The 18896-nt window shown below is 71.0% G+C and carries 15 protein-coding genes and 3 pseudogenes; 1 reads left to right on the forward strand and 17 read right to left on the reverse strand.

Translation table 11 applies throughout. The annotated features are described in order from the left end of the window. Positions 1-4 precede the first annotated feature (4 nt). The 12 genes and pseudogenes from coaBC to pyrR form a co-directional block, all read right to left on the reverse strand. Positions 5-1312 carry a bifunctional phosphopantothenoylcysteine decarboxylase/phosphopantothenate--cysteine ligase CoaBC gene (gene coaBC, locus ACEXOX_RS10660; protein WP_406520142.1) on the reverse strand — a complete coding sequence of 436 codons (1308 nt, stop codon included), beginning with the start codon at positions 1310-1312 and terminating at the stop codon, positions 5-7. Between the two features lie 163 nt (positions 1313-1475). Further along, positions 1476-1748 (reverse strand): DNA-directed RNA polymerase subunit omega, encoded by a 273-nt coding sequence (gene rpoZ, locus ACEXOX_RS10665; protein ID WP_003982715.1) that lies wholly within the window; start codon positions 1746-1748, stop codon positions 1476-1478. A gap of 38 nt (positions 1749-1786) precedes the next feature. Continuing rightward, positions 1787-2380, reverse strand: a complete 594-nt coding sequence (gmk, locus tag ACEXOX_RS10670) for a guanylate kinase (RefSeq protein ID WP_033040058.1) — start codon at positions 2378-2380, stop codon at positions 1787-1789. A 38-nt stretch (positions 2381-2418) separates the two neighbouring features. Further along, entirely contained in the window at positions 2419-2742 is a 324-nt protein-coding gene (locus ACEXOX_RS10675; protein WP_030999380.1) for an integration host factor, read from the reverse strand. A 192-nt stretch (positions 2743-2934) separates the two neighbouring features. Then, a pseudogene (pyrF, locus tag ACEXOX_RS10680) lies at positions 2935-3772 on the reverse strand (orotidine-5'-phosphate decarboxylase). A gap of 35 nt (positions 3773-3807) precedes the next feature. Beyond that, positions 3808-4919 (reverse strand): annotated as a pseudogene (locus ACEXOX_RS10685) (quinone-dependent dihydroorotate dehydrogenase). 175 nt (positions 4920-5094) lie between these two features. After that, complete coding sequence (carB, locus tag ACEXOX_RS10690; RefSeq protein ID WP_406520144.1) at positions 5095-8406, reverse strand: carbamoyl-phosphate synthase large subunit; 3312 nt, start codon at positions 8404-8406, stop codon at positions 5095-5097. Further along, positions 8399-9579, reverse strand: a pseudogene (gene carA / locus ACEXOX_RS10695) (glutamine-hydrolyzing carbamoyl-phosphate synthase small subunit). The gene carB and the pseudogene carA overlap by 8 nt, the downstream one beginning before the upstream one ends. Continuing rightward, a complete protein-coding gene (locus ACEXOX_RS10700; protein ID WP_406520145.1) occupies positions 9576-10157 on the reverse strand; it encodes a hypothetical protein in 582 nt (193 codons plus the stop codon). Before ACEXOX_RS10700 ends, carA begins: the two are co-directional and overlap by 4 nt. Next, positions 10154-11443 carry a dihydroorotase gene (locus ACEXOX_RS10705; protein ID WP_406520147.1) on the reverse strand — a complete coding sequence of 430 codons (1290 nt, stop codon included), beginning with the start codon at positions 11441-11443 and terminating at the stop codon, positions 10154-10156. Before ACEXOX_RS10705 ends, ACEXOX_RS10700 begins: the two co-directional genes overlap by 4 nt. A 2-nt stretch (positions 11444-11445) precedes the next feature. After that, complete coding sequence (locus ACEXOX_RS10710; RefSeq protein ID WP_406520148.1) at positions 11446-12423, reverse strand: aspartate carbamoyltransferase catalytic subunit; 978 nt, start codon at positions 12421-12423, stop codon at positions 11446-11448. A gap of 94 nt (positions 12424-12517) precedes the next feature. Beyond that, on the reverse strand, positions 12518-13093 hold the full coding sequence (pyrR, locus tag ACEXOX_RS10715) for a bifunctional pyr operon transcriptional regulator/uracil phosphoribosyltransferase PyrR (protein ID WP_030024535.1): 576 nt from the start codon (positions 13091-13093) through the stop codon (positions 12518-12520). 222 nt (positions 13094-13315) lie between these two features. Here pyrR and bldD point away from each other — a divergent pair, with 222 nt between their 5' ends. Continuing rightward, the gene (bldD, locus tag ACEXOX_RS10720) at positions 13316-13816 is read left to right on the forward strand and encodes a transcriptional regulator BldD (protein WP_003982726.1); all 501 of its coding nucleotides are present in this window, start codon (positions 13316-13318) and stop codon (positions 13814-13816) included. A 250-nt stretch (positions 13817-14066) separates the two neighbouring features. On the opposite strand, the gene nusB is transcribed toward bldD, so the two are convergent. The 5 genes from nusB to ACEXOX_RS10745 all read right to left on the reverse strand — a co-directional run bounded on the left by nusB (position 14067) and on the right by ACEXOX_RS10745 (position 17994). Beyond that, on the reverse strand, positions 14067-14501 hold the full coding sequence (nusB, locus tag ACEXOX_RS10725) for a transcription antitermination factor NusB (protein ID WP_406520150.1): 435 nt from the start codon (positions 14499-14501) through the stop codon (positions 14067-14069). 2 nt (positions 14502-14503) lie between these two features. Beyond that, positions 14504-15070: an elongation factor P gene (gene efp / locus ACEXOX_RS10730; protein ID WP_406520152.1), complete on the reverse strand. Its 567-nt coding sequence runs from the start codon at positions 15068-15070 to the stop codon at positions 14504-14506. Positions 15071-15137: 67 nt separating this feature from the next. Then, entirely contained in the window at positions 15138-16244 is a 1107-nt protein-coding gene (locus ACEXOX_RS10735; RefSeq protein ID WP_406520154.1) for an aminopeptidase P family protein, read from the reverse strand. Positions 16245-16516: 272 nt separating this feature from the next. Then, the gene (locus tag ACEXOX_RS10740) at positions 16517-16834 is read right to left on the reverse strand and encodes a hypothetical protein (RefSeq protein WP_406520155.1); all 318 of its coding nucleotides are present in this window, start codon (positions 16832-16834) and stop codon (positions 16517-16519) included. A gap of 11 nt (positions 16835-16845) precedes the next feature. After that, positions 16846-17994: an MFS transporter gene (locus ACEXOX_RS10745; protein ID WP_406520157.1), complete on the reverse strand. Its 1149-nt coding sequence runs from the start codon at positions 17992-17994 to the stop codon at positions 16846-16848. Between the last annotated feature and the right edge of the window lie 902 nt (positions 17995-18896).

Here is an 18896-nt window from a genome sequence, read left to right on the forward strand (position 1 = left end):
GGGGCTACGAGGCGGTCAGGCGGGGGACCACGAGGTCCCAGATCCGGTCCGAGAGGGCTTCCTTCGGGCCGTACGGTACGGGGGTCTCGGCGCCGTCGGCGGCCAGGATCACCGCCTCGTTCGCGGCCGATCCGAACGCCTTGTGGTCGCCGACCTCGTTGACGACCAGCAGGTCGCACCCCTTTCGGGCGAGTTTGGCCCGGCCGTTGGCGAGGACGTCGTCGGTCTCGGCGGCGAAGCCGACCACCACCTGGCCGGGACGGGGACGGTCCGCGGAGATCTCGGCGAGGATGTCCGGATTGCGGACGAGGGCCACCGGCTCGGGCTCCTGGCCGTCCTGCTTCTTGATCTTGCCGGTGGCGTACGCGGCGGGGCGGAAGTCGGCCACGGCGGCCGCCATGACCACCGCGTCGGCGTCCGCCACGGCCTTCAGTACGGCCTCGCGGAGCTGGACGGCCGTACCGATGTGCACGACGTCCACCCCGGCCGGGTCGGGCAGCTCGCTGTTGCCGGCGACGAGGGTGACGCGGGCGCCGCGGGCCACGGCGGTACGGGCGAGCGCGTACCCCTGCTTGCCGGAGGAACGGTTGCCCAGGAAGCGGACCGGGTCCAGGGGCTCGCGGGTGCCGCCGGCGCTGACGACGACGTGCCGGCCGGCGAGGTCCTGGGTGAGACCGAGCGGACCGCGGGCCAGGACGCGGCGGCACGTCTCGAAGATCTCGGCGGGGTCCGGGAAGCGGCCCTTGCCGGTGTCCACGCCGGTCAGGCGGCCGACGGCGGGCTCGATGACGACCGCGCCGCGGCGGCGCAGTGTGGCGACGTTCTCCTGGGTGGCCGGGTGCTCCCACATCTCGGTGTGCATCGCCGGGGCGAAGATCACCGGACAGCGCGCGGTGAGGAGGGTGTTGGTCAGCAGGTCATCGGCCAGGCCGTGGGCGGCCTTGGCCAGCATGTCGGCCGTACAGGGGGCCACCACGACCAGGTCGGCGGACTGGCCGATACGGACGTGCGGCACCTCGTGGACCGACTCCCAGACCTCGGTGGAGGCCGGGTTGCCGGAGAGCGCGGCCCACGTGGCCTCGCCGACGAAGTGCAGGGAGGCCGCGGTCGGCACGACCCGGACGTCGTGCCCGGACTCGGTGAGCCGGCGCAGCAGCTCGCACGCCTTGTACGCGGCGATGCCGCCGCTGACCCCCAGGACGACCTTGGGGCGGCGGTCCGGGCCGCTCCCGTCCACCGCGCCGGTCCCGTCCGCCACGCCCGTCGCGTGCACCGGTCCGGCGGCCGGCCGCGGCTGTGTCGGCTTGTCCATCGCGTTCTCTCCCCACGCCGTGGGTTCCGTCCCCGTGGGGTGCGGACCCGGTTGGTCATCTCTCCCATGACACACCAAGGGCCCGGCAGCGGCGCTGCCGGGCCCTTGGTGAAGGCATCGGGGCGGAATCCTCAGGACGCCGTACCGCTCGACGCCGTACTGCTCACTGAGCCGGGCCCTCGACGGCCTCGGAGGTCAGCAGGCCCGCGTTGATCTCACGGAGCGCGATGGACAGGGGCTTCTCATGGACGTGGGTGTCGACCAGCGGGCCGACGTACTCCAGCAGGCCCTCGCCGAGCTGCGAGTAGTACGCGTTGATCTGACGGGCGCGCTTGGCGGCGTAGATCACGAGGCTGTACTTCGAGTCGGTTGCCTCGAGAAGCTCATCAATCGGCGGGTTGATGATGCCCTCGGGCGCGGTGATGGAAGAGGACACTCTCTGCCTTCCGAAGGGGGTGAAAACCGGTGTAAAGATCAAAGAACCTTCATCAAGGCTAGCAGCTCGCGGCTGACGGCCTCGACGGAGGTGTTGACCAGGGTGACGTCGAACTCGGTCTCGGCCGCGAGCTCGACCTTGGCGGCCGTCAGGCGGCGCTCGATGACCTCGGGCGCCTCCGTACCCCGGCCGGTGAGCCGGCGGACCAGTTCCTCCCAGCTCGGCGGAGCCAGGAAGACCAGCTGGGCCTCCGTCATGGACTCGCGGACCTGCCGCGCGCCCTGGAGGTCGATCTCCAGCAGGACGGGCTCGCCGGCCTCCAGGCGGTCCTGGACGGCCTTGCGCGGCGTGCCGTAGCGGTTGCCCGCGAATTCGGCCCACTCCAGCAGTTCGCCGTTGGCGACGAGCTTGTCGAATTCCTCGTCGTCCACGAAGAAGTACTGGACGCCGTGCCGCTCCCCGGGGCGCGGCTTGCGGGTGGTGGCCGACACCGAGAGCCAGACCTCGGGGTGGACCTTGCGCATATGGGCGACGACCGTGCTCTTCCCGACCCCGGAGGGGCCGGAGAGCACGGTCAGCCGCGGACGGGAGTCCGGGGATGCGGGGGATGAGCCCCGGGGTGTTGCAGCCATGCGGCGATTATTCCAGTTCCCCGGCGGTGCCAGAAAACTCAGCCGGCCTTGCTGCCGAATTCCCGCTCCAGGGCAGCGATCTGGTTGGTGCCCAGACCGCGGACCCGGCGGCTCTCGGAAATGCCGAGCCGCTCCATGATCTGCTTGGCGCGGACCTTGCCCACGCCGGGCATGGACTCCAGGAGGGCGGAGACCTTCATCTTGCCGATGACGTCGTTCTCCTGGCCCTGCTTGATGACGTCATGGAGGGAAGCGCCGGAGTTTTTGAGCCGATTCTTGACCTCGGCGCGCTCCCGGCGAGCCGCGGCGGCCTTCTCGAGCGCGGCTGCGCGCTGTTCAGGGGTAAGGGGCGGAAGAGCCACGCCTACGTCACCTCGGATGTCGAACTGTCGGATAAGGACCGGTGTGGAACCTAGTCGCCCCGCATCTGCGGAGCAACGAGCAACGCGCTTACGTGCACTGCTCTCGTCGGAGACTAGCGGCCAAGGCGCTCGGAGTCAGCGAGAACAGACGAAAAGTCCTGGTCAGACTCTGCTGACCAGGACATATCGGGACTAAAGTCCCTGCCGTTCGACCGCTGTACGCACCTCGTCGACCGCTGCGCGTACTTCGTCGGCGCATCCGAGGGCGGCCGCGCGAAGTGCCGCGACGTCCGGACCGTGCCGCAGCACCCCCGGCTGACGCTCGGCACGACATTGCGGACCGCCGCCCCGAAGACCCGCGGGAGGTCCGCCGGAGTCGCGCCCTGCGCGCCGATGCCGGGCGCGAGCAGCGGCCCGCCGGTCGCCAGGTCGTACGAGGACAGGTCGCCGAGCGTGGCGCCGACGACGGCCCCGTACGAGCCCAGCTCCCCCGGGCGGCGGCATCGGCGTTCTCCGCCTTCAGGTGGCCCAGTACGGTCGCGGCGACGGTACGGCCGTCGGCCCGTACGGCGTGCTGCACCTCCTGCCCCTCGGGGTTCGAGGTCAGCGCGAGGGCGAACAGGCCGCAGCCGTTCTCCCGGGCCAGCTCGACGGCCGGGCGCAGCGACCCGTAGCCCAGGTACGGGCTGACCGTGACGGCGTCGGAGAACAGCGGGGAGGCCGGATCCAGGTAGGTGGCGGCGTACGCGGCCATGGTGGAACCGATGTCACCGCGCTTGGCGTCCATCAGCACGAGGGCACCGGCCTGCCGGGCCGCCGCGACGGTCTCCTCCAGGACGGCGATGCCGCGCGACCCGAAGCGCTCGAAGAAGGCGGACTGCGGCTTGAGGACGGCGACGCGGTCGGCCAGCGCCTCGACGACAGTCCGCGAGAAGGCCGCCAGGCCCGCCACGTCGTCGCTCAGGCCCCAGTCGGCCAGCAGGGAGGCGTGCGGGTCGATGCCGACGCAGAGCGGGCCGCGTGCGTCCATGGCGGCCCGCAGACGGGCGCCGAAGGGTACGGGGCTCACGAGGAGGTCACCTTCTTGTGCTCGGCGCCGACGGCGTCGGCGAGGGTGGCGTACGGGCTGTTGCGCAGGCGGGCGGCCAGGCCCTTGTGGATCGCGCGGGCGTAGAACGGGCCCTCGTAGATGAAGGCGCTGTAGCCCTGTACGAGCGTGGCACCGGCGAGGATGCGCTGCCAAGCGTCCTCGGCGTTCTCGACGCCGCCGACGCCGACCAGGGTGACGCGGTCGCCGACGCGGGCGTACAGGCGGCGCAGCACCTCCAGGGAGCGCGCCTTGACCGGGGCGCCGGACAGGCCGCCGGTCTCCTGGACCAGGGCCGGGTCGGAGGCCAGGCCGAGACTCTCGCGGGCGATGGTGGTGTTGGTGGCGATGATGCCGTCCAGGCCCAGTTCCACCGCGAGGTCGGCGACCGCGTCCACGTCCTCGTCGGCGAGGTCCGGGGCGATCTTGACCAGCAGCGGGACGCGGCGCCCGGTGACGGTGCGGTCGGCCGCCTCGCGGACCGCGGCGAGCAGCGGCCGCAGGTGGTCGACGGCCTGGAGGTCGCGCAGGCCGGGGGTGTTCGGTGAGGAGACGTTGACGACCAGGTAGTCGGCGTGGCCGGCGAGGCGCTCCGTGGAGGTCACGTAGTCGGCGATCGCCGCGTCCTCCGGGACGACCTTGGTCTTGCCGATGTTGACGCCCAGCGTCGTGCGGAAGACCGGGTTGCGGGCCGCCAGACGGGCCGCCACGGCCGCCGAACCGTCGTTGTTGAAGCCCATGCGGTTGATGAGCGCGCGGTCCGGTACGAGGCGGAACAGGCGCTTCTTGGGGTTGCCCGGCTGCGGCTCGGCGGTGACCGTGCCGATCTCGACGTGGTCGAAGCCCAGCATGGCCATGCCGTCGATCGCGACGGCGTTCTTGTCGAAGCCGGCGGCCAGCCTGAAGGGGCCGTGCATCCGGCGGCCCAGGGCCTCGGTGCGCAGCTCCTTGTAGCGGGGGCCAGGACGGCCGCGGCGAAGGTGCGCAGCACCGGGACGCGCGCGGCCAGCCGGATCCAGCGGAAGGCCAGGTGGTGGGCCTTCTCGGGGTCCATGCGCTGGAAGATGAGTTTGAAGAAGAGGGAGTACACGAGCGGGCGGGGCCTTCCGCGGGTCGAGGAGGTCGGAGGAGACGGGGCTCAGGAGCGGTCGTCCGGAGTGGACGGGGCTCGTGAACGGTCCAGGACGGGACGGGCTCATGAGCGGTCCGGGGGACGGGGCTCATGAAGAGGGGGACACCGCGGCCGGTGTCCCCCTCCGGTGGCCCTACTCCTCGCGGGCCGCGGTCAGCTGCCGCGCGTGTTCCTGGAGGGAGCGCACGCCCACGTCACCGCGGGACAGCGCCTCGATGCCCTGGACGGCGGCGGCCAGCGCCTGGACCGTGGTCAGGCACGGGACGGCGCGGGCGACGGCCGCGGTGCGGATGTCGTAGCCGTCCAGGCGGCCGCCGGTGCCGTAGGGCGTGTTGACGATGAGGTCGACCTCGCCGTCGTGGATGAGCTGGACGATGGTCTTCTCCCCGTTGGGGCCCTCGCCTTCGCTCTTCTTGCGCACCACGGTGGCGTTGATGCCGTTGCGGCGCAGCACCTCGGCGGTGCCGGAGGTGGCGAGCAGCTCGAAGCCGTGGGCGACCAGTTCCCGCGCCGGGAAGATCATCGAGCGCTTGTCGCGGTTGGCGACGGAGACGAACGCGCGGCCCTTGGTGGGCAGCGCGCCGTACGCGCCGGCCTGCGACTTGGCGTACGCCGTGCCGAAGACCGAGTCGATGCCCATGACCTCGCCGGTGGAGCGCATCTCCGGGCCCAGCACGGTGTCCACGCCGTGCCCCGCGGCGTCGCGGAAGCGCGACCAGGGCATCACGGCCTCCTTGACGGAGATCGGCGAGTCCAGCGGCAGCGTGCCGCCGTCGCCGTTCCTGGGCAGCATGCCCTCGGCGCGCAGCTCGGCGACGGTGGCGCCCAGCGAGATGCGCGCGGCGGCCTTGGCCAGCGGTACCGCGGTGGCCTTCGAGGTGAAGGGCACGGTGCGCGAGGCGCGCGGGTTGGCCTCCAGCACGTACAGGATGTCGCCGGCCATCGCGAACTGGATGTTGATCAGGCCGCGTACGCCGACGCCCTTGGCGATGGCCTCGGTGGAGGCGCGCAGCCGCTTGATGTCGTAGCCGCCGAGCGTGATGGGCGGCAGCGCGCACGCGGAGTCGCCGGAGTGGATGCCGGCTTCCTCGATGTGCTCCATGACGCCGCCGAGGTAGAGCTCGTGGCCGTCGTAGAGGGCGTCCACGTCGATCTCGATGGCGTCGTCCAGGAAGCGGTCGATGAGGACCGGGTGCTGGTCGATGAGGCCGGCGTGCCGCTCCAGGTACTCGCCCAGCGACGGCTCGTCGTAGACGATCTCCATGCCGCGGCCGCCCAGGACGTAGGACGGCCGGACCATGACCGGGTAGCCGATCTCGGCGGCGATGCCCTTGGCCTCGGCGAAGGAGTAGGCGGTGCCGTACTTGGGGGCGGGCAGGCCCGCGTCGGTCAGCACCTGGCCGAACGCGCCGCGCTCCTCGGCCAGGTCGATGGCCTCGGGCGAGGTGCCGACGATCGGTACGCCGTTGTCCTTGAGCGCCTGCGCCAGGCCCAGCGGGGTCTGGCCGCCGAGCTGGACGATGACGCCGGCGACCGGGCCCGCCTGCTGCTCGGCGTGCACGATCTCCAGGACGTCCTCCAGGGTGAGCGGCTCGAAGTAGAGCCGGTCGGAGGTGTCGTAGTCGGTGGAGACGGTCTCCGGGTTGCAGTTGACCATGACGGTCTCGTAGCCCGCGTCGCTCAGCGCGAAGGAGGCGTGGACGCAGGAGTAGTCGAACTCGATGCCCTGGCCGATGCGGTTGGGGCCGGAGCCCAGGATGATCACGGCGGGCTTCTCGCGCGGCGCGACCTCGCTCTCCTCGTCGTAGGACGAGTAGAAGTACGGGGTCTTGGCGGCGAACTCGGCGGCGCAGGTGTCCACCGTCTTGTAGACGGGGCGGACGCCGAGCGCGTGCCGGACCTCGCGGACGACGTCCTCGGTCAGGCCGCGGATCGCGGCGATCTGGCTGTCGGAGAAGCCGTGCCGCTTGGCGTACGCCAGGACCTCGGGGCCGAGCTGGTCGGCGGCGGCGATCTCGTCGGCGGTCTCCTTGACCAGGAACAGCTGGTCCACGAACCACGGGTCGATCTTCGTGGCGTCGAAGACCTCCTCCGGGGTGGCGCCGGCGCGGATCGCCTGCATGACGGTGTTGATCCGGCCGTCCGTGGGGATCTCGGCCTTGACCAGCAGCTCCGCCTTGTCGCCGGGGTCGCCGGCGAAGTCGAACTGGCTGCCCTTCTTCTCCAGCGAGCGCAGCGCCTTGTTGAGCGCCTCGGTGAAGTTGCGGCCGATGGCCATGGCCTCGCCGACCGACTTCATGGTGGTGGTCAGCCGGGCGTCCGCCGCCGGGAACTTCTCGAAGGCGAAGCGCGGCACCTTGACCACGACGTAGTCGAGGGTCGGCTCGAAGGACGCCGGGGTCTGCTCGGTGATGTCGTTGGGGATCTCGTCGAGCGTGTAACCCACCGCGAGCCGGGCGGCGATCTTCGCGATCGGGAAGCCGGTGGCCTTGGAGGCGAGCGCGGAGGAGCGCGAGACGCGCGGGTTCATCTCGATGACGATGACCCGGCCGTCGACGGGGTTGACGGCGAACTGGATGTTGCAGCCGCCGGTGTCCACGCCGACCTCGCGGATCACGGCGATGCCGACGTCCCGCAGGGTCTGGTACTCGCGGTCGGTGAGCGTCATCGCCGGCGCCACGGTGATGGAGTCACCGGTGTGCACGCCCATCGGGTCGAAGTTCTCGATGGAGCAGACGACCACGACGTTGTCGTTCTTGTCGCGCATCAGCTCCAGCTCGTACTCCTTCCAGCCGAGGATGGACTCCTCCAGGAGGACCTCGGTGGTCGGCGACAGGGCCAGGCCCTGGCCGGCGATGCGGCGCAGCTCCTCCTCGTCGTGGGCGAAGCCGGAGCCGGCGCCGCCCATGGTGAAGGAGGGGCGGACGACGACCGGGTAGCCGCCCAGCTCCTCGACGCCCTTCAGGACGTCGTCCATGGTGTGGCAGATGTAGGAGCGGGCGGACTCGCCGTGGCCGATCTTGCGGCGGACGGCCTCCACGACCTCCTTGAACAGGTCGCGGTCCTCGCCCTTGTTGATCGCCTCGACGTTGGCGCCGATCAGCTCGACGCCGTACTGCTCCAGGGTGCCGGACTCGTGCAGCGAGATCGCGGTGTTCAGCGCGGTCTGGCCGCCCAGGGTGGGCAGCAGGGCGTCCGGGCGCTCCTGGGCGATGATCTTCTCGACGAACTCCGGGGTGATCGGCTCGACGTAGGTGGCGTCGGCGATCTCCGGGTCGGTCATGATCGTGGCCGGGTTGGAGTTGACCAGGATGACCCGCAGGCCCTCGGCCTTCAGGACCCGGCACGCCTGCGTACCGGAGTAGTCGAACTCCGCTGCCTGGCCGATGACGATCGGGCCGGAGCCGATGACCAGGACGGACTGGATATCGGTGCGCTTAGGCACGCTGGCCCTCCATGAGCTGGACGAAGCGGTCGAACAGGTAGGCCGCGTCGTGCGGACCCGCGGCGGCCTCGGGGTGGTACTGGACGCTGAAGGCCGGCCGGTCGAGGAGCTGGAGCCCCTCCACCACGTTGTCGTTGAGGCAGACGTGGGAGACCTCGGCGCGGCCGTAGGGGTCTCGGAGACCTGGTCGAGCGGCGCGTCGACGGCGAAGCCGTGGTTGTGCGCGGTGACCTCGACCTTGCCGGTCGTACGGTCCTGCACCGGCTGGTTGATGCCGCGGTGCCCGTACTTCAGCTTGTACGTGCCGAAGCCCAGCGCGCGGCCGAGGATCTGGTTGCCGAAGCAGATGCCGAACAGCGGCGTGCCGCGCTCCAAGACCGCCCGCATGACGGAGACCGGGTGGTCGGCGGTGGACGGGTCGCCCGGGCCGTTGGAGAAGAAGACACCGTCGGGGTTGACGGCGTACACGTCCTCGGCGGTGGCGGTGGCGGGCAGCACGTGCACCTCGATGCCGCGCTCGGCCATGCGGTACGGGGTCATGCCCTTGATGCCCAGGTCGACCGCGGCGACGGTGAAGCGCTTGGTGCCCTGCGCGGGCACGACGTACGCCTCCTTGGTGGCCACCTCGGCGGAGAGGTCGGCGCCCTTCATCTGCGGGGCCGCCTGCACCTTGGCGAGCAGCGCCGCCTCGTCGGCGAGACCGGTGCCGGACGGGCCGTCGAGGCCGGGGCCGGAGAAGATGCCGACCCGCATCGCGCCGCGCTCGCGCAGGTGGCGGGTGAGCGCGCGGGTGTCGATGCCGCTGATGCCGACGACGCCCTGGGCGGCCAGTTCGTCGTCGAGGGTGCGGGCCGAGCGCCAGTTGGACGGGGTGCGGGCGGGGTCGCGTACGACGAAGCCGGACACCCAGATGCGGGCGGACTCCGGGTCCTCGTCGTTGACGCCCGTGTTGCCGATGTGCGGGGCGGTCATGACGACGACCTGGCGGTGGTACGAGGGGTCGGTCAGGGTCTCCTGGTAGCCGGTCATGCCGGTGGAGAACACCGCCTCGCCGTAGGTCTCCCCCACGGCCCCGTAAGCGCGGCCGCGGAAGCTGCGGCCGTCCTCCAGGACGAGTATGGCGGGAGCCGCCGCCCTCCTCTGCGAGGGGTTCCCCTGGGTGGAGGTCGTCATCGTGCGCCTTCCGTTTCGGTGGTCTTGCTGTTCTTGCCGGTCAGCTCGGTGAGAGCGGTGATCCATGCGGTGTGCTCGGCGGCCCGGTCGGAGCGGAAGCCGGAGTCCAGCTCCTTGTCGCCGAGGACCCAGGTGATCACCAGCAGGCCGCCCTCGGGCAGGACCTTGCCGGCGATGCCCTTGTCCAGGCGGGCGCCGCGCAGCGCGGCGGCCGGGACGAAGAAGTCCTGGGCACCGGGCCGTACGACGTCCAGGCCGGCGTCCGTCAGGGTCAGCTCGGCGCGGCTGCGGGTGCCCAGGCCGCGTGCGACGACGCGGTCCAGCCACTGTCCGGCGGTGGTGGAGCCGTGGTAGCGGCCGGTCATCGTCAGCCGCGGCTCTCCGGCGTCCTCGGGGGCCGTGGGCAGCTCGGGCAGGTCGCCCTGGAGGGTGCCGCGCCACTTCCAGCCCTCGCGCATCAGCCAGTACAGGAGCGCGACGAACAGGAGCAGTCCGACGACCCAGCCGATCCGGGCCGCCCAGTCGGTGACCTCGGCGGACTTCTGCTCGGCTGCCAGATGGATGATTGAAGATGTCACGCGAGTTTCCCGTCCACGACCGTTGCCCGGCCCCGCAGGAAGGTGTGGCTCACGCGCCCCGGCAGCTCACGGCCCTCGTAGGGCGTGTTACGGCTGCGGGAGGCGAAGCCCGCGGGGTCCACGGGTCCACGGTATGCCGGATCGAGCAGCGTGAGGTTGGCGGGCTCGCCAGGCGAGACCGGGCGGCCGTGTCCCTTGAGACGGCCGATCTCCGCGGGGCGGACGGACATCCGGTCGGCGACGCCGGCCCAGTCCAGCAGGCCGGTGTCGACCATCGTGTGCTGGACGACCGACAGGGCCGTCTCCAGGCCGACCATGCCCATGGCGGCCGCGCCCCACTCGCAGTCCTTGTCCTCGTGCGGGTGCGGGGCGTGGTCGGTGGCGACGCAGTCGATGGTGCCGTCGGCCAGCGCCTCGCGGAGCGCGAGCACGTCGGCCTCGGTACGCAGCGGCGGGTTCACCTTGTAGACGGGGTTGTAGGACCGTACGAGCTCGTCGGTGAGCAGCAGGTGGTGCGGGGTGACCTCGGCGGTGACGTTCCAGCCCTTGGACTTGGCCCAGCGGACGATCTCGACGGACCCGGCGGTGGACAGGTGGCAGATGTGCACCCGCGAACCGACGTGCGCGGCGAGCAGCACGTCCCGCGCGATGATCGACTCCTCGGCCACCGCGGGCCAGCCGGCCAGCCCCAGCTCGGCGGAGACGATGCCCTCGTTCATCTGGGCGCCCTCGGTCAGCCGGGGCTCCTGGGCGTGCTGGGCGATCACGCCGTCGAAGGCCTTCACGTACTCCAGCGCGCGGCGCATGATCACCGCGTCGTCCACGCACTTGCCGTCGTCGGAGAAGACCCGCACGCCCGCGGCCGAGTCGTGCATGGCGCCCAGCTCGGCGAGCTTCTTGCCCTCCAGGCCCACGGTCACCGCGCCGACCGGCTGCACGTCGCAGTAGCCGGACTCCTTGCCCAGCCGCCAGACCTGCTCGACGACGCCCGCGGTGTCGGCGACGGGGAAGGTGTTGGCCATGGCGTGCACGGCGGTGAAGCCGCCGACGGCGGCGGCCTTGGTGCCGGTCAGGACGGTCTCGGAGTCCTCGCGGCCCGGCTCGCGCAGGTGGGTGTGGAGGTCGACCAGGCCCGGCAGCAGGATCTGGCCCGCGGCCTCGACGACGGTGGCGTCCTCGGTGCCGGGCAGTTCGTCGCCCACGGCGGCGATCACGCCGTCCGTGATGAGGACGTCCTGTGCCTCGCCACCCAGGACCTTCGCCCCGCGGATCAGGGTCTTGCTCATGATTACTTGTTCTCCTCGGTGCGCGCGGGGGACGTGGTGACGGCGGGCTCGTTGCCGCCCAGCAGCAGGTACAGGACGGCCATCCGGATGCTGACACCGTTGGTCACCTGCTCGACGGCGGTGCAGCGCGGCGAGTCGGCGACCTCGGCGGTGATCTCCATGCCGCGGTTCATCGGGCCGGGGTGCATCACGATCGCGTGGTCGGGCATCCGGCCCATCCGGTCGCCGTCCAGGCCGTAGCGCCGGGCGTACTCCCGCTCGGTGGGGAAGAAGGCGGCGTTCATCCGCTCGCGCTGGACGCGCAGCATCATCACCGCGTCCGACTTGGTCAGCACCGCGTCCAGGTCGTAGCTGACCTCGCACGGCCACCGCTCGACGCCGACCGGCACCAGCGTGGGCGGGGCGACCAGCGTCACCTCGGCGCCCAGGGTGGTCAGCAGGTGGACGTTGGAGCGGGCGACGCGGCTGTGCAGGATGTCGCCGACGATGGTGATGTGGCGGCCGGAGAGGTCCTGGCCCGCGCCGTCGGTCAGGTGCCGGCGCATGGTGAAGGCGTCCAGCAGGGCCTGGGTAGGGTGCTCGTGCGTACCGTCGCCCGCGTTGACGACCGAGCCGCCGATCCAGTCGGAGGTGGCCAGGCGGTGCGGGGCGCCGGAGTCGCCGTGCCGGATGACGACGGCGTCCGCGCCCATCGCCTCCAGGGTCAGCGCGGTGTCCTTGAGGGATTCGCCCTTGGAGACGGACGAGCCCTTCGCGGAGAAGTTGATGACGTCCGCCGACAGCCGCTTGGCGGCGGCCTCGAAGGAGATGCGGGTGCGCGTGGAGTCCTCGAAGAAGAGGTTGACGACGGTGCGTCCGCGCAGGGTCGGGAGTTTCTTGATCGGCCGGTCCGCCACCCGGGCCATCTCCTCGGCGGTGTCGAGGATCAGGACGGCGTCGTCGCGGGTGAGGTCGGCGGCCGAGATGAGGTGACGCTTCATCCGGTTTTCTCCGTGAGTGGTGGAGGTGTACGGGTATGTCCGGCGAGCAGGCATGACGGGCGGCCCGGCCGTACCGGGTCCGTCCAGCGGGGTGCTACTGCTCGCCGGCCGGGGCGGTCCGCTTCACGCCGAGCAGCACGGCGTCGCGGCCGTCCTCCTCGGTGAGCTGGACCTTGACCGTCTCCCGCAGCGACGTGGGGAGGTTCTTGCCGACGTAGTCGGCGCGGATCGGCAGCTCGCGGTGGCCGCGGTCGACCAGGACCGCCAGCTGCACGGCGCGCGGCCGGCCGATGTCGTTGAGGGCGTCGAGCGCGGCGCGGATGGTCCGGCCGGAGAAGAGCACGTCGTCGACGAGGAGGACCACGCGGTTCTCGATGCCGTCACCGGGGATGTCGGTGCGCGCGAGGGCACGGGCCGGACCGAGGCGCAGGTCGTCGCGGTACATCGTGATGTCGAGCGAGCCGACCGGTACCGCGCGGCCGGTGATCTCTTCGAGCTTGGCGGCCAGCCGGCGGGCGAGGAAGACCCCGCGGGTGGGGATGCCGAGGAGCACAACGTCGTCGGCGCCCTTGGCGCGTTCGACGATCTCGTGGGCGATGCGAGTGAGCATGCGCGTGATGTCCGGGCCTTCGAGGACCGGGCGCGCAGCGTTGGAACTGGGGGCGTCCATGACGAACGGACCTCCTTCTCCGCCTCACAGGACGGACTTTAAAGGACGTCGGGGTTACGCCGTTCACGGTACCAGGAGCCGCGACGGGGTCCGAGCGCACCCCTTCGGGGCCACCGTGTGACTCATTCGGCTTGACGATGCCGAATTACGCTGCGTAACCTCACAGTGAGTTACCAGCCGCGCGGCCCGCGCCGCACGTCTACACAGCGTCCGGGGAGCTTTATGTCCAGCGAATACGCCAAACAGCTCGGGGCCAAGCTCCGCGCCATCCGCACCCAGCAGGGCCTCTCTCTCCACGGTGTCGAGGAGAAGTCCCAGGGCCGCTGGAAGGCCGTCGTGGTGGGTTCGTACGAGCGCGGCGACCGTGCCGTGACCGTGCAGCGCCTGGCCGAGCTGGCCGACTTCTACGGTGTTCCGGTGCAGGAACTGCTGCCGGGCACGACCCCGGGCGGCGCGGCCGAGCCGCCGCCGAAGCTGGTCCTGGACCTGGAGCGCCTCGCCCACGTCCCGGCCGAGAAGGCCGGCCCGCTCCAGCGCTACGCCGCCACGATCCAGAGCCAGCGCGGCGACTACAACGGCAAGGTCCTCTCGATCCGCCAGGACGACCTGCGCACCCTCGCGGTGATCTACGACCAGTCGCCCTCCGTGCTGACCGAGCAGCTGATCAGCTGGGGCGTGCTGGACGCCGACGCGCGCCGCGCCGTGCAGCACGAGGACATCTGACCCCGTACGGGCGTCACCTGCAGAAACGTACCGCCGCTTCCGACTCCGTCGGGGCGGCGGTTTTCTGTGTCACCGGGCCGGTGTCTCCGGTGTCTTCGGGCCGGTGCCTCCGGAGTCTCCGGGCCGGTGTGCCCGGTGTCCCCGTACCGCTGTCACCGGCCCTCCCCGCCCGGACCCTCCCCGCCCATGTGAAGGGGCCCGGAGCGTCGATCCGCTCCGGGCCCCTTCACGGGATGGATCCACCGCCGCCTCAGCGCGCCTCGCGCCGCAGGCCGGGCTTCAGTTCCTTCAGGCGGGCCAGCAGGCCGTTGACGAAGGCCGGGGAATCGTCCGTGGAGAACTCCTTGGCCAGCTGCACCGCTTCGTCGATCGCCACGGCGTCCGGGATCTCGTCCTCCCAGATCAGCTCGTACGCACCGAGCCGCAGAATGTTCCGGTCGACCACCGGCATCCGGTCGAGCGGCCAGTCGACGGAGTAGTCGGAGAGCAGGTCGTCGATCCGGTCGACGTACTCCGCGTACCCCTCGACCAGTTGCAGGGTGTACTCGTTGACCGGCGGCTGCCGCGAATCGGTCCGGGCGTGCCGCATCCAGTCCGCCAGCACGGTCTGCACGTCGGCACCGCGCTGGTCGGCCTCGAAGAGAATCTGGAAGGCGCGCTTACGGGCCTTGTTACGGGCGGCCACGGTTAGCTGTTCACCCGGCCGAGGTACTCGCCGGAGCGGGTGTCGACCTTGATCTTCTCGCCGGTCGTGATGAAGAGCGGCACCTGGATCTGGTAGTCGGTCTCCAGGGTCGCGGGCTTGGTGCCACCGGTGGAACGGTCACCCTGGACGCCCGGCTCGGTCTCCTTGATGACCAGCTCGACGGCGGCCGGCAGCTCGACGTAGAGCACCTCGCCGTCGTGCTGCGCCACGACGGCCTCGAAGCCTTCGAGCAGGTAGTTGGCGGCGTCACCGACGGTCTTGCGGTCGATGTGCAGCTGGTCGTAGGTGTCCATGTCCATGAAGACGAAGTACTCGCCGTCCATGTACGAGAACTGCATGCCGCGCTTGTCGACGTTGGCCGTCTCGACCTTCACACCGGCGTTGAAGGTCTTGTCCACCACCTTGCCGGACAGCACGTTCTTGAGCTTGGTGCGGACGAAGGCCGGGCCCTTGCCGGGCTTGACGTGCTGGAACTCGACGACGGACCAGAGCTGGCCGCCTTCGAGCTTGAGCACCAGGCCGTTCTTGAGGTCGTTCGTGGAAGCCACGGTTGCGGAATCTCCTGGACTGCGGGTGGTGGGACCCCGGGCACCCGCGCGTCGAACCGGTTCCGGCTCAGAGCGCGAGCAGCTCCTTGGTCGTGATCGTGAGTAGCTCGGGCCCGCCGTCCGCCTCGGGGCGGACGACGAGTGTGTCGTCGATCCGGACGCCGCCGCGGCCCGGGATGTGAACCCCCGGATCGACGGTGACCGGCACGCAAGCGTCCAGTTTACCCATGGCCGCAGGTGACAGCCGAGGGTCCTCGTCGATTTCGAGTCCCACGCCGTGTCCGGTACCCGCTCCCAGGCTCTCGCCGTGGCCCGCGCCGACCAGCACCTGCCGTGCCGCCCGGTCCACCTCGCGGCATTCCACCCCCGGTGCCAGTGTCTCCCGTCCGGCCCGCTGGGCTGCGAAAACAAGGTCGTACAGCTCGATCTGCCAGTCCGCCGGCGTGGTGCCGATGACGAAGGTACGGCCGATCTCGCAGCGGTAACCACGGTAGTTCGCGCCCAGGTTGACGGTCAGGAAGTCACCTTCCTCGACCCGCCGGTCGGTGGGCAGATGTCCGGACCGTCCCGAATGCGGCCCCGCGGCGACCGAGGTGGCGAAGGCGGGGCCGTCCGCGCCGTGGTCGACCAGACGGCGCTCCAGCTCCAGGGCGAGGTGCCGCTCCGTACGGCCCACCAGGATCGACTCCAGCAACTCGCCGAGGGCCTGGTCGGTGATCTCGGCGGCGATCCGCAGGCAGGAGATCTCCTCGTCGTCCTTGACGACCCGCTGCGCCTCGACGGCGCGGGCGAGGTCGGCGAGCCGCAGCCGGGGCGCCACCTGGGTCAGCGCGCGGTGCCGGGCGACCGTGAGGTGGTGCTCCTCGACGGCGAGCGAACCCGCCCCGGCCCGCGCGGCCTGGTCGGCGGCGGCCACCACCGGGTCGCCGTCCCGGGTGGGCAGCTCGCTGACCCGCAGCTCCTCGGCGGGCCGCCCCTCCGAAGGATCACCGCTGAGCGGCCCCTCGGTGAGCAGGAGGTCGTCGGCGGGGCCGACCAGCAGGGCCGCGCCGGGCGGCGCACAGCCGGTGAGGTAGCGGACATTGGCGGGACGCGAGATCAGCGCCGCGGCGCTTCCGGCGGCGACGCAGCGGTCGCGCAGCCGCGTACGCCGGGCCGAGTAGAGCTCGGACATGCACCGAGCGTACGGGCCCCGGTCAGGCCCGGCCGGTCGGGCGGGTCCGGGTGGGGGATCGTCCGGCGGAGCCGAGGGGCGGTCGGGGGTCACCGAGTGAGCGGGGCTGGCCGGGTGGAGGCCGGTTCGGGCGGATCGGCCGCCCTTCCGCCCCCGTACCCCCAGAGGCCGCAAGGTCTCATTGTCGGACCTGACCATGAGGCTTCCCCCTTCGCGGTACAGGGAGAGGAGGAGGCGGCACCGGGGCGGGTGCCGCCTCCCGGAGGACTGGTTCACCCGGCGTGGCTCTTCGTGTGCCGGGGCAGGCAGAACATCAGGGCCCACATCAGGGCGAGCAGGCTGCCGACCCACCACAGCACGGAGATGAACGCGTCGCGGTTGAGTCCGGCGTCAGGCGAGCCGCCGGTGGTGGCGAAGAACACCAGGGCGGTCAGCGCGGTACCGAGGGCGATGCCCAGGTGCATGACGGTATTGAACAGGCCCGAGGCGGACCCGGCGTCCTCGTGCGGCACCCTGGCCAGCGACATGTCGGCGAGCGGGCCGCTGACCATGCCGAGGCCGAACCCGATCAACACCACCGGAGCGGTCATCGCCAGCAGGGTCAGGCCCCCTGGCCTGCGTCGGCCTGGAGCCCGTAGGCAGCCATCGCAGCGAGCGTGATGAGGGCTCCGGCCTGGGGAAGGCGGCGGGCGAAGCGTCCGCCGCTCTTCGCCGTGATGGTCGCGCCGGCCAGCTCTCCGATGGAGAGCAGCACGAAGGCCAGGGCCGCGTGGAAGGGGCTCATGCCCAGTCCGTGCTGGAGGTAGAGGGTCCAGGTCATGAAGAACAGCCCGCACAGCAGGCCGTGCATCAGCTGTGCGGCCATGCCTCCGGAGAACTGCCTGCCTCGGAAGAGGGACAGGGCTACGAGGGGTGCGTTGTTCTGCTTGCGCCGCTGGTGGCGCAGGAAGGCGCCCCACACGAGGAGGCCGGTGGCGAGCAGGGCGAAGCACCACAGCGGCCAGTGGTGGTGGTGCCCCTCGGTGAGCGGGAAGACGATCAGGACGATGGCCAGTGCGGACAGCAGCATGCCGGTGAGGTCGAGCCGGCCGGCCTTCTTCACGGTCGACTCGGGGATGTACCGGCGTCCCAGGAGGAGCACGGCGAGCCCGACGGGTACGTTGACCAGGAAGATCGGCCGCCAGGACAGCCCGAACAGGTCGGCCTCGGTGAGGAGGCCGCCCATCACCGGGCCCAGGACATTGGCGAGCGACATGACGGCCCCGTACAGACCGAACACCTTGCCGCGGTTCTGCCCCTCGAAGGTGACATGGAGGGTGGCGAGGATCTGCGGAATCATGATGGCCACTCCCATGCCTTGGAGGGCGCGGGCGCTGATCAGTATGCCCGGCCCGGCAGCCAGACCGCACAGCAGCGAGGCCGTGGTGAACACGACGGTGCCGATGAGGAGGATTTTGCGCCGGCCGTAGCGGTCGCCGAGGCGCCCGCCGGTGATCAGCCCGACGGCGACGGGCAGGGAATAGCCGGTGGTCAGCCACTGCACCGCGTCCGGTCCGGCGCCGGTCGACTCCTGGATCGCGGGCAGGGCGGTCAGGACGACCGACTGGTCGATCATGTCCATCAGCTCGGCGCCCAGCAGCACCAGGAGGGCGATCCAGGCAGCCAGGCCCATCTTCGACAGGCCGGGTGCGGGGTGATTCGGGGGCGGGGTGGTCTGCTGCGGCTCGTTGTCGAGCGCGGAGGAAGACACGACGGGAAACTCCTGATCCAAAGGAATCGGGGAGCCCTGCCGACAGCCGCACCGGGACCGGATACACGAAACCCGGGGCAGACGGCAGAGCTGCACCCGGGAAAGAAAACTGTGGGGAAGGGTGACGCAACTCAGGCCAGCGCGACGTCCGCCCCCGGACACGTGCGACACAACAGCACGTGGGGAACGCGGACGACTACATGGCCTGGTGGATAGGACGTCACCTCAAGATCGACACAGCGGGAACGGAGAATCCGGTCACTGTCACCGACACCTCGGCACAGGAACCCGTACACAGTACGACACTCCCGGACCCGCGTACAGCACCAAGCCCCCGCTGAAGCGGCCGGTGTGGCCGGTGCCGACGATGGCGCCGGAGCGCGAGCGGCACGACGAGCCGGGTTCGGCCCGTGGGATCGGGATGTCGAGGGGATCGTCCCAGGTGTCCAGGTGCCGGACGGTCCCGGGCGTCCGTCAAGCCGTACCACCCGGCCGGGGTGGTGAGCGTCGAAGAGGTGGCAGCCGCTCTGCGGCTGGTGGCGGAACATCTCCCAGTACGGCGGCGGGTCGCGCAGTTCCTACGGGGCGAATCGAACAGGCTCGTCCCCCCGACGGGGGAATACCCGGAGGGGGCGGCGGGAACCCCGGGAACCCGGCGCCTTTCGTGCGCTCGGGGCTTCGTGAGCCCGAGGGGCATCGTGCGCCCGAGAGGCACCGTACGCCCGGAGGGCTTGGTGAGCCCAAGGGGCCTCGTGCCCCTGGAGGGCATCGTGCACCCGGGGCTTCGTGGACCCGGAGGGCTTCGTTGATCGGGGCTTCGTGGCCCCGGAGCCTCGTGGCCCCGGAGGGCTTCGTGAGCCCTGGAAATCGTGCCCCGGCCCCTCAGCCCCCGGCCTACACCC

Origin of the sequence: Streptomyces sp. Ac-502, assembly GCF_045222935.1 — a bacterium.
Classification (GTDB): Bacteria; Actinomycetota; Actinomycetes; order Streptomycetales; family Streptomycetaceae; genus Streptomyces; species Streptomyces monomycini.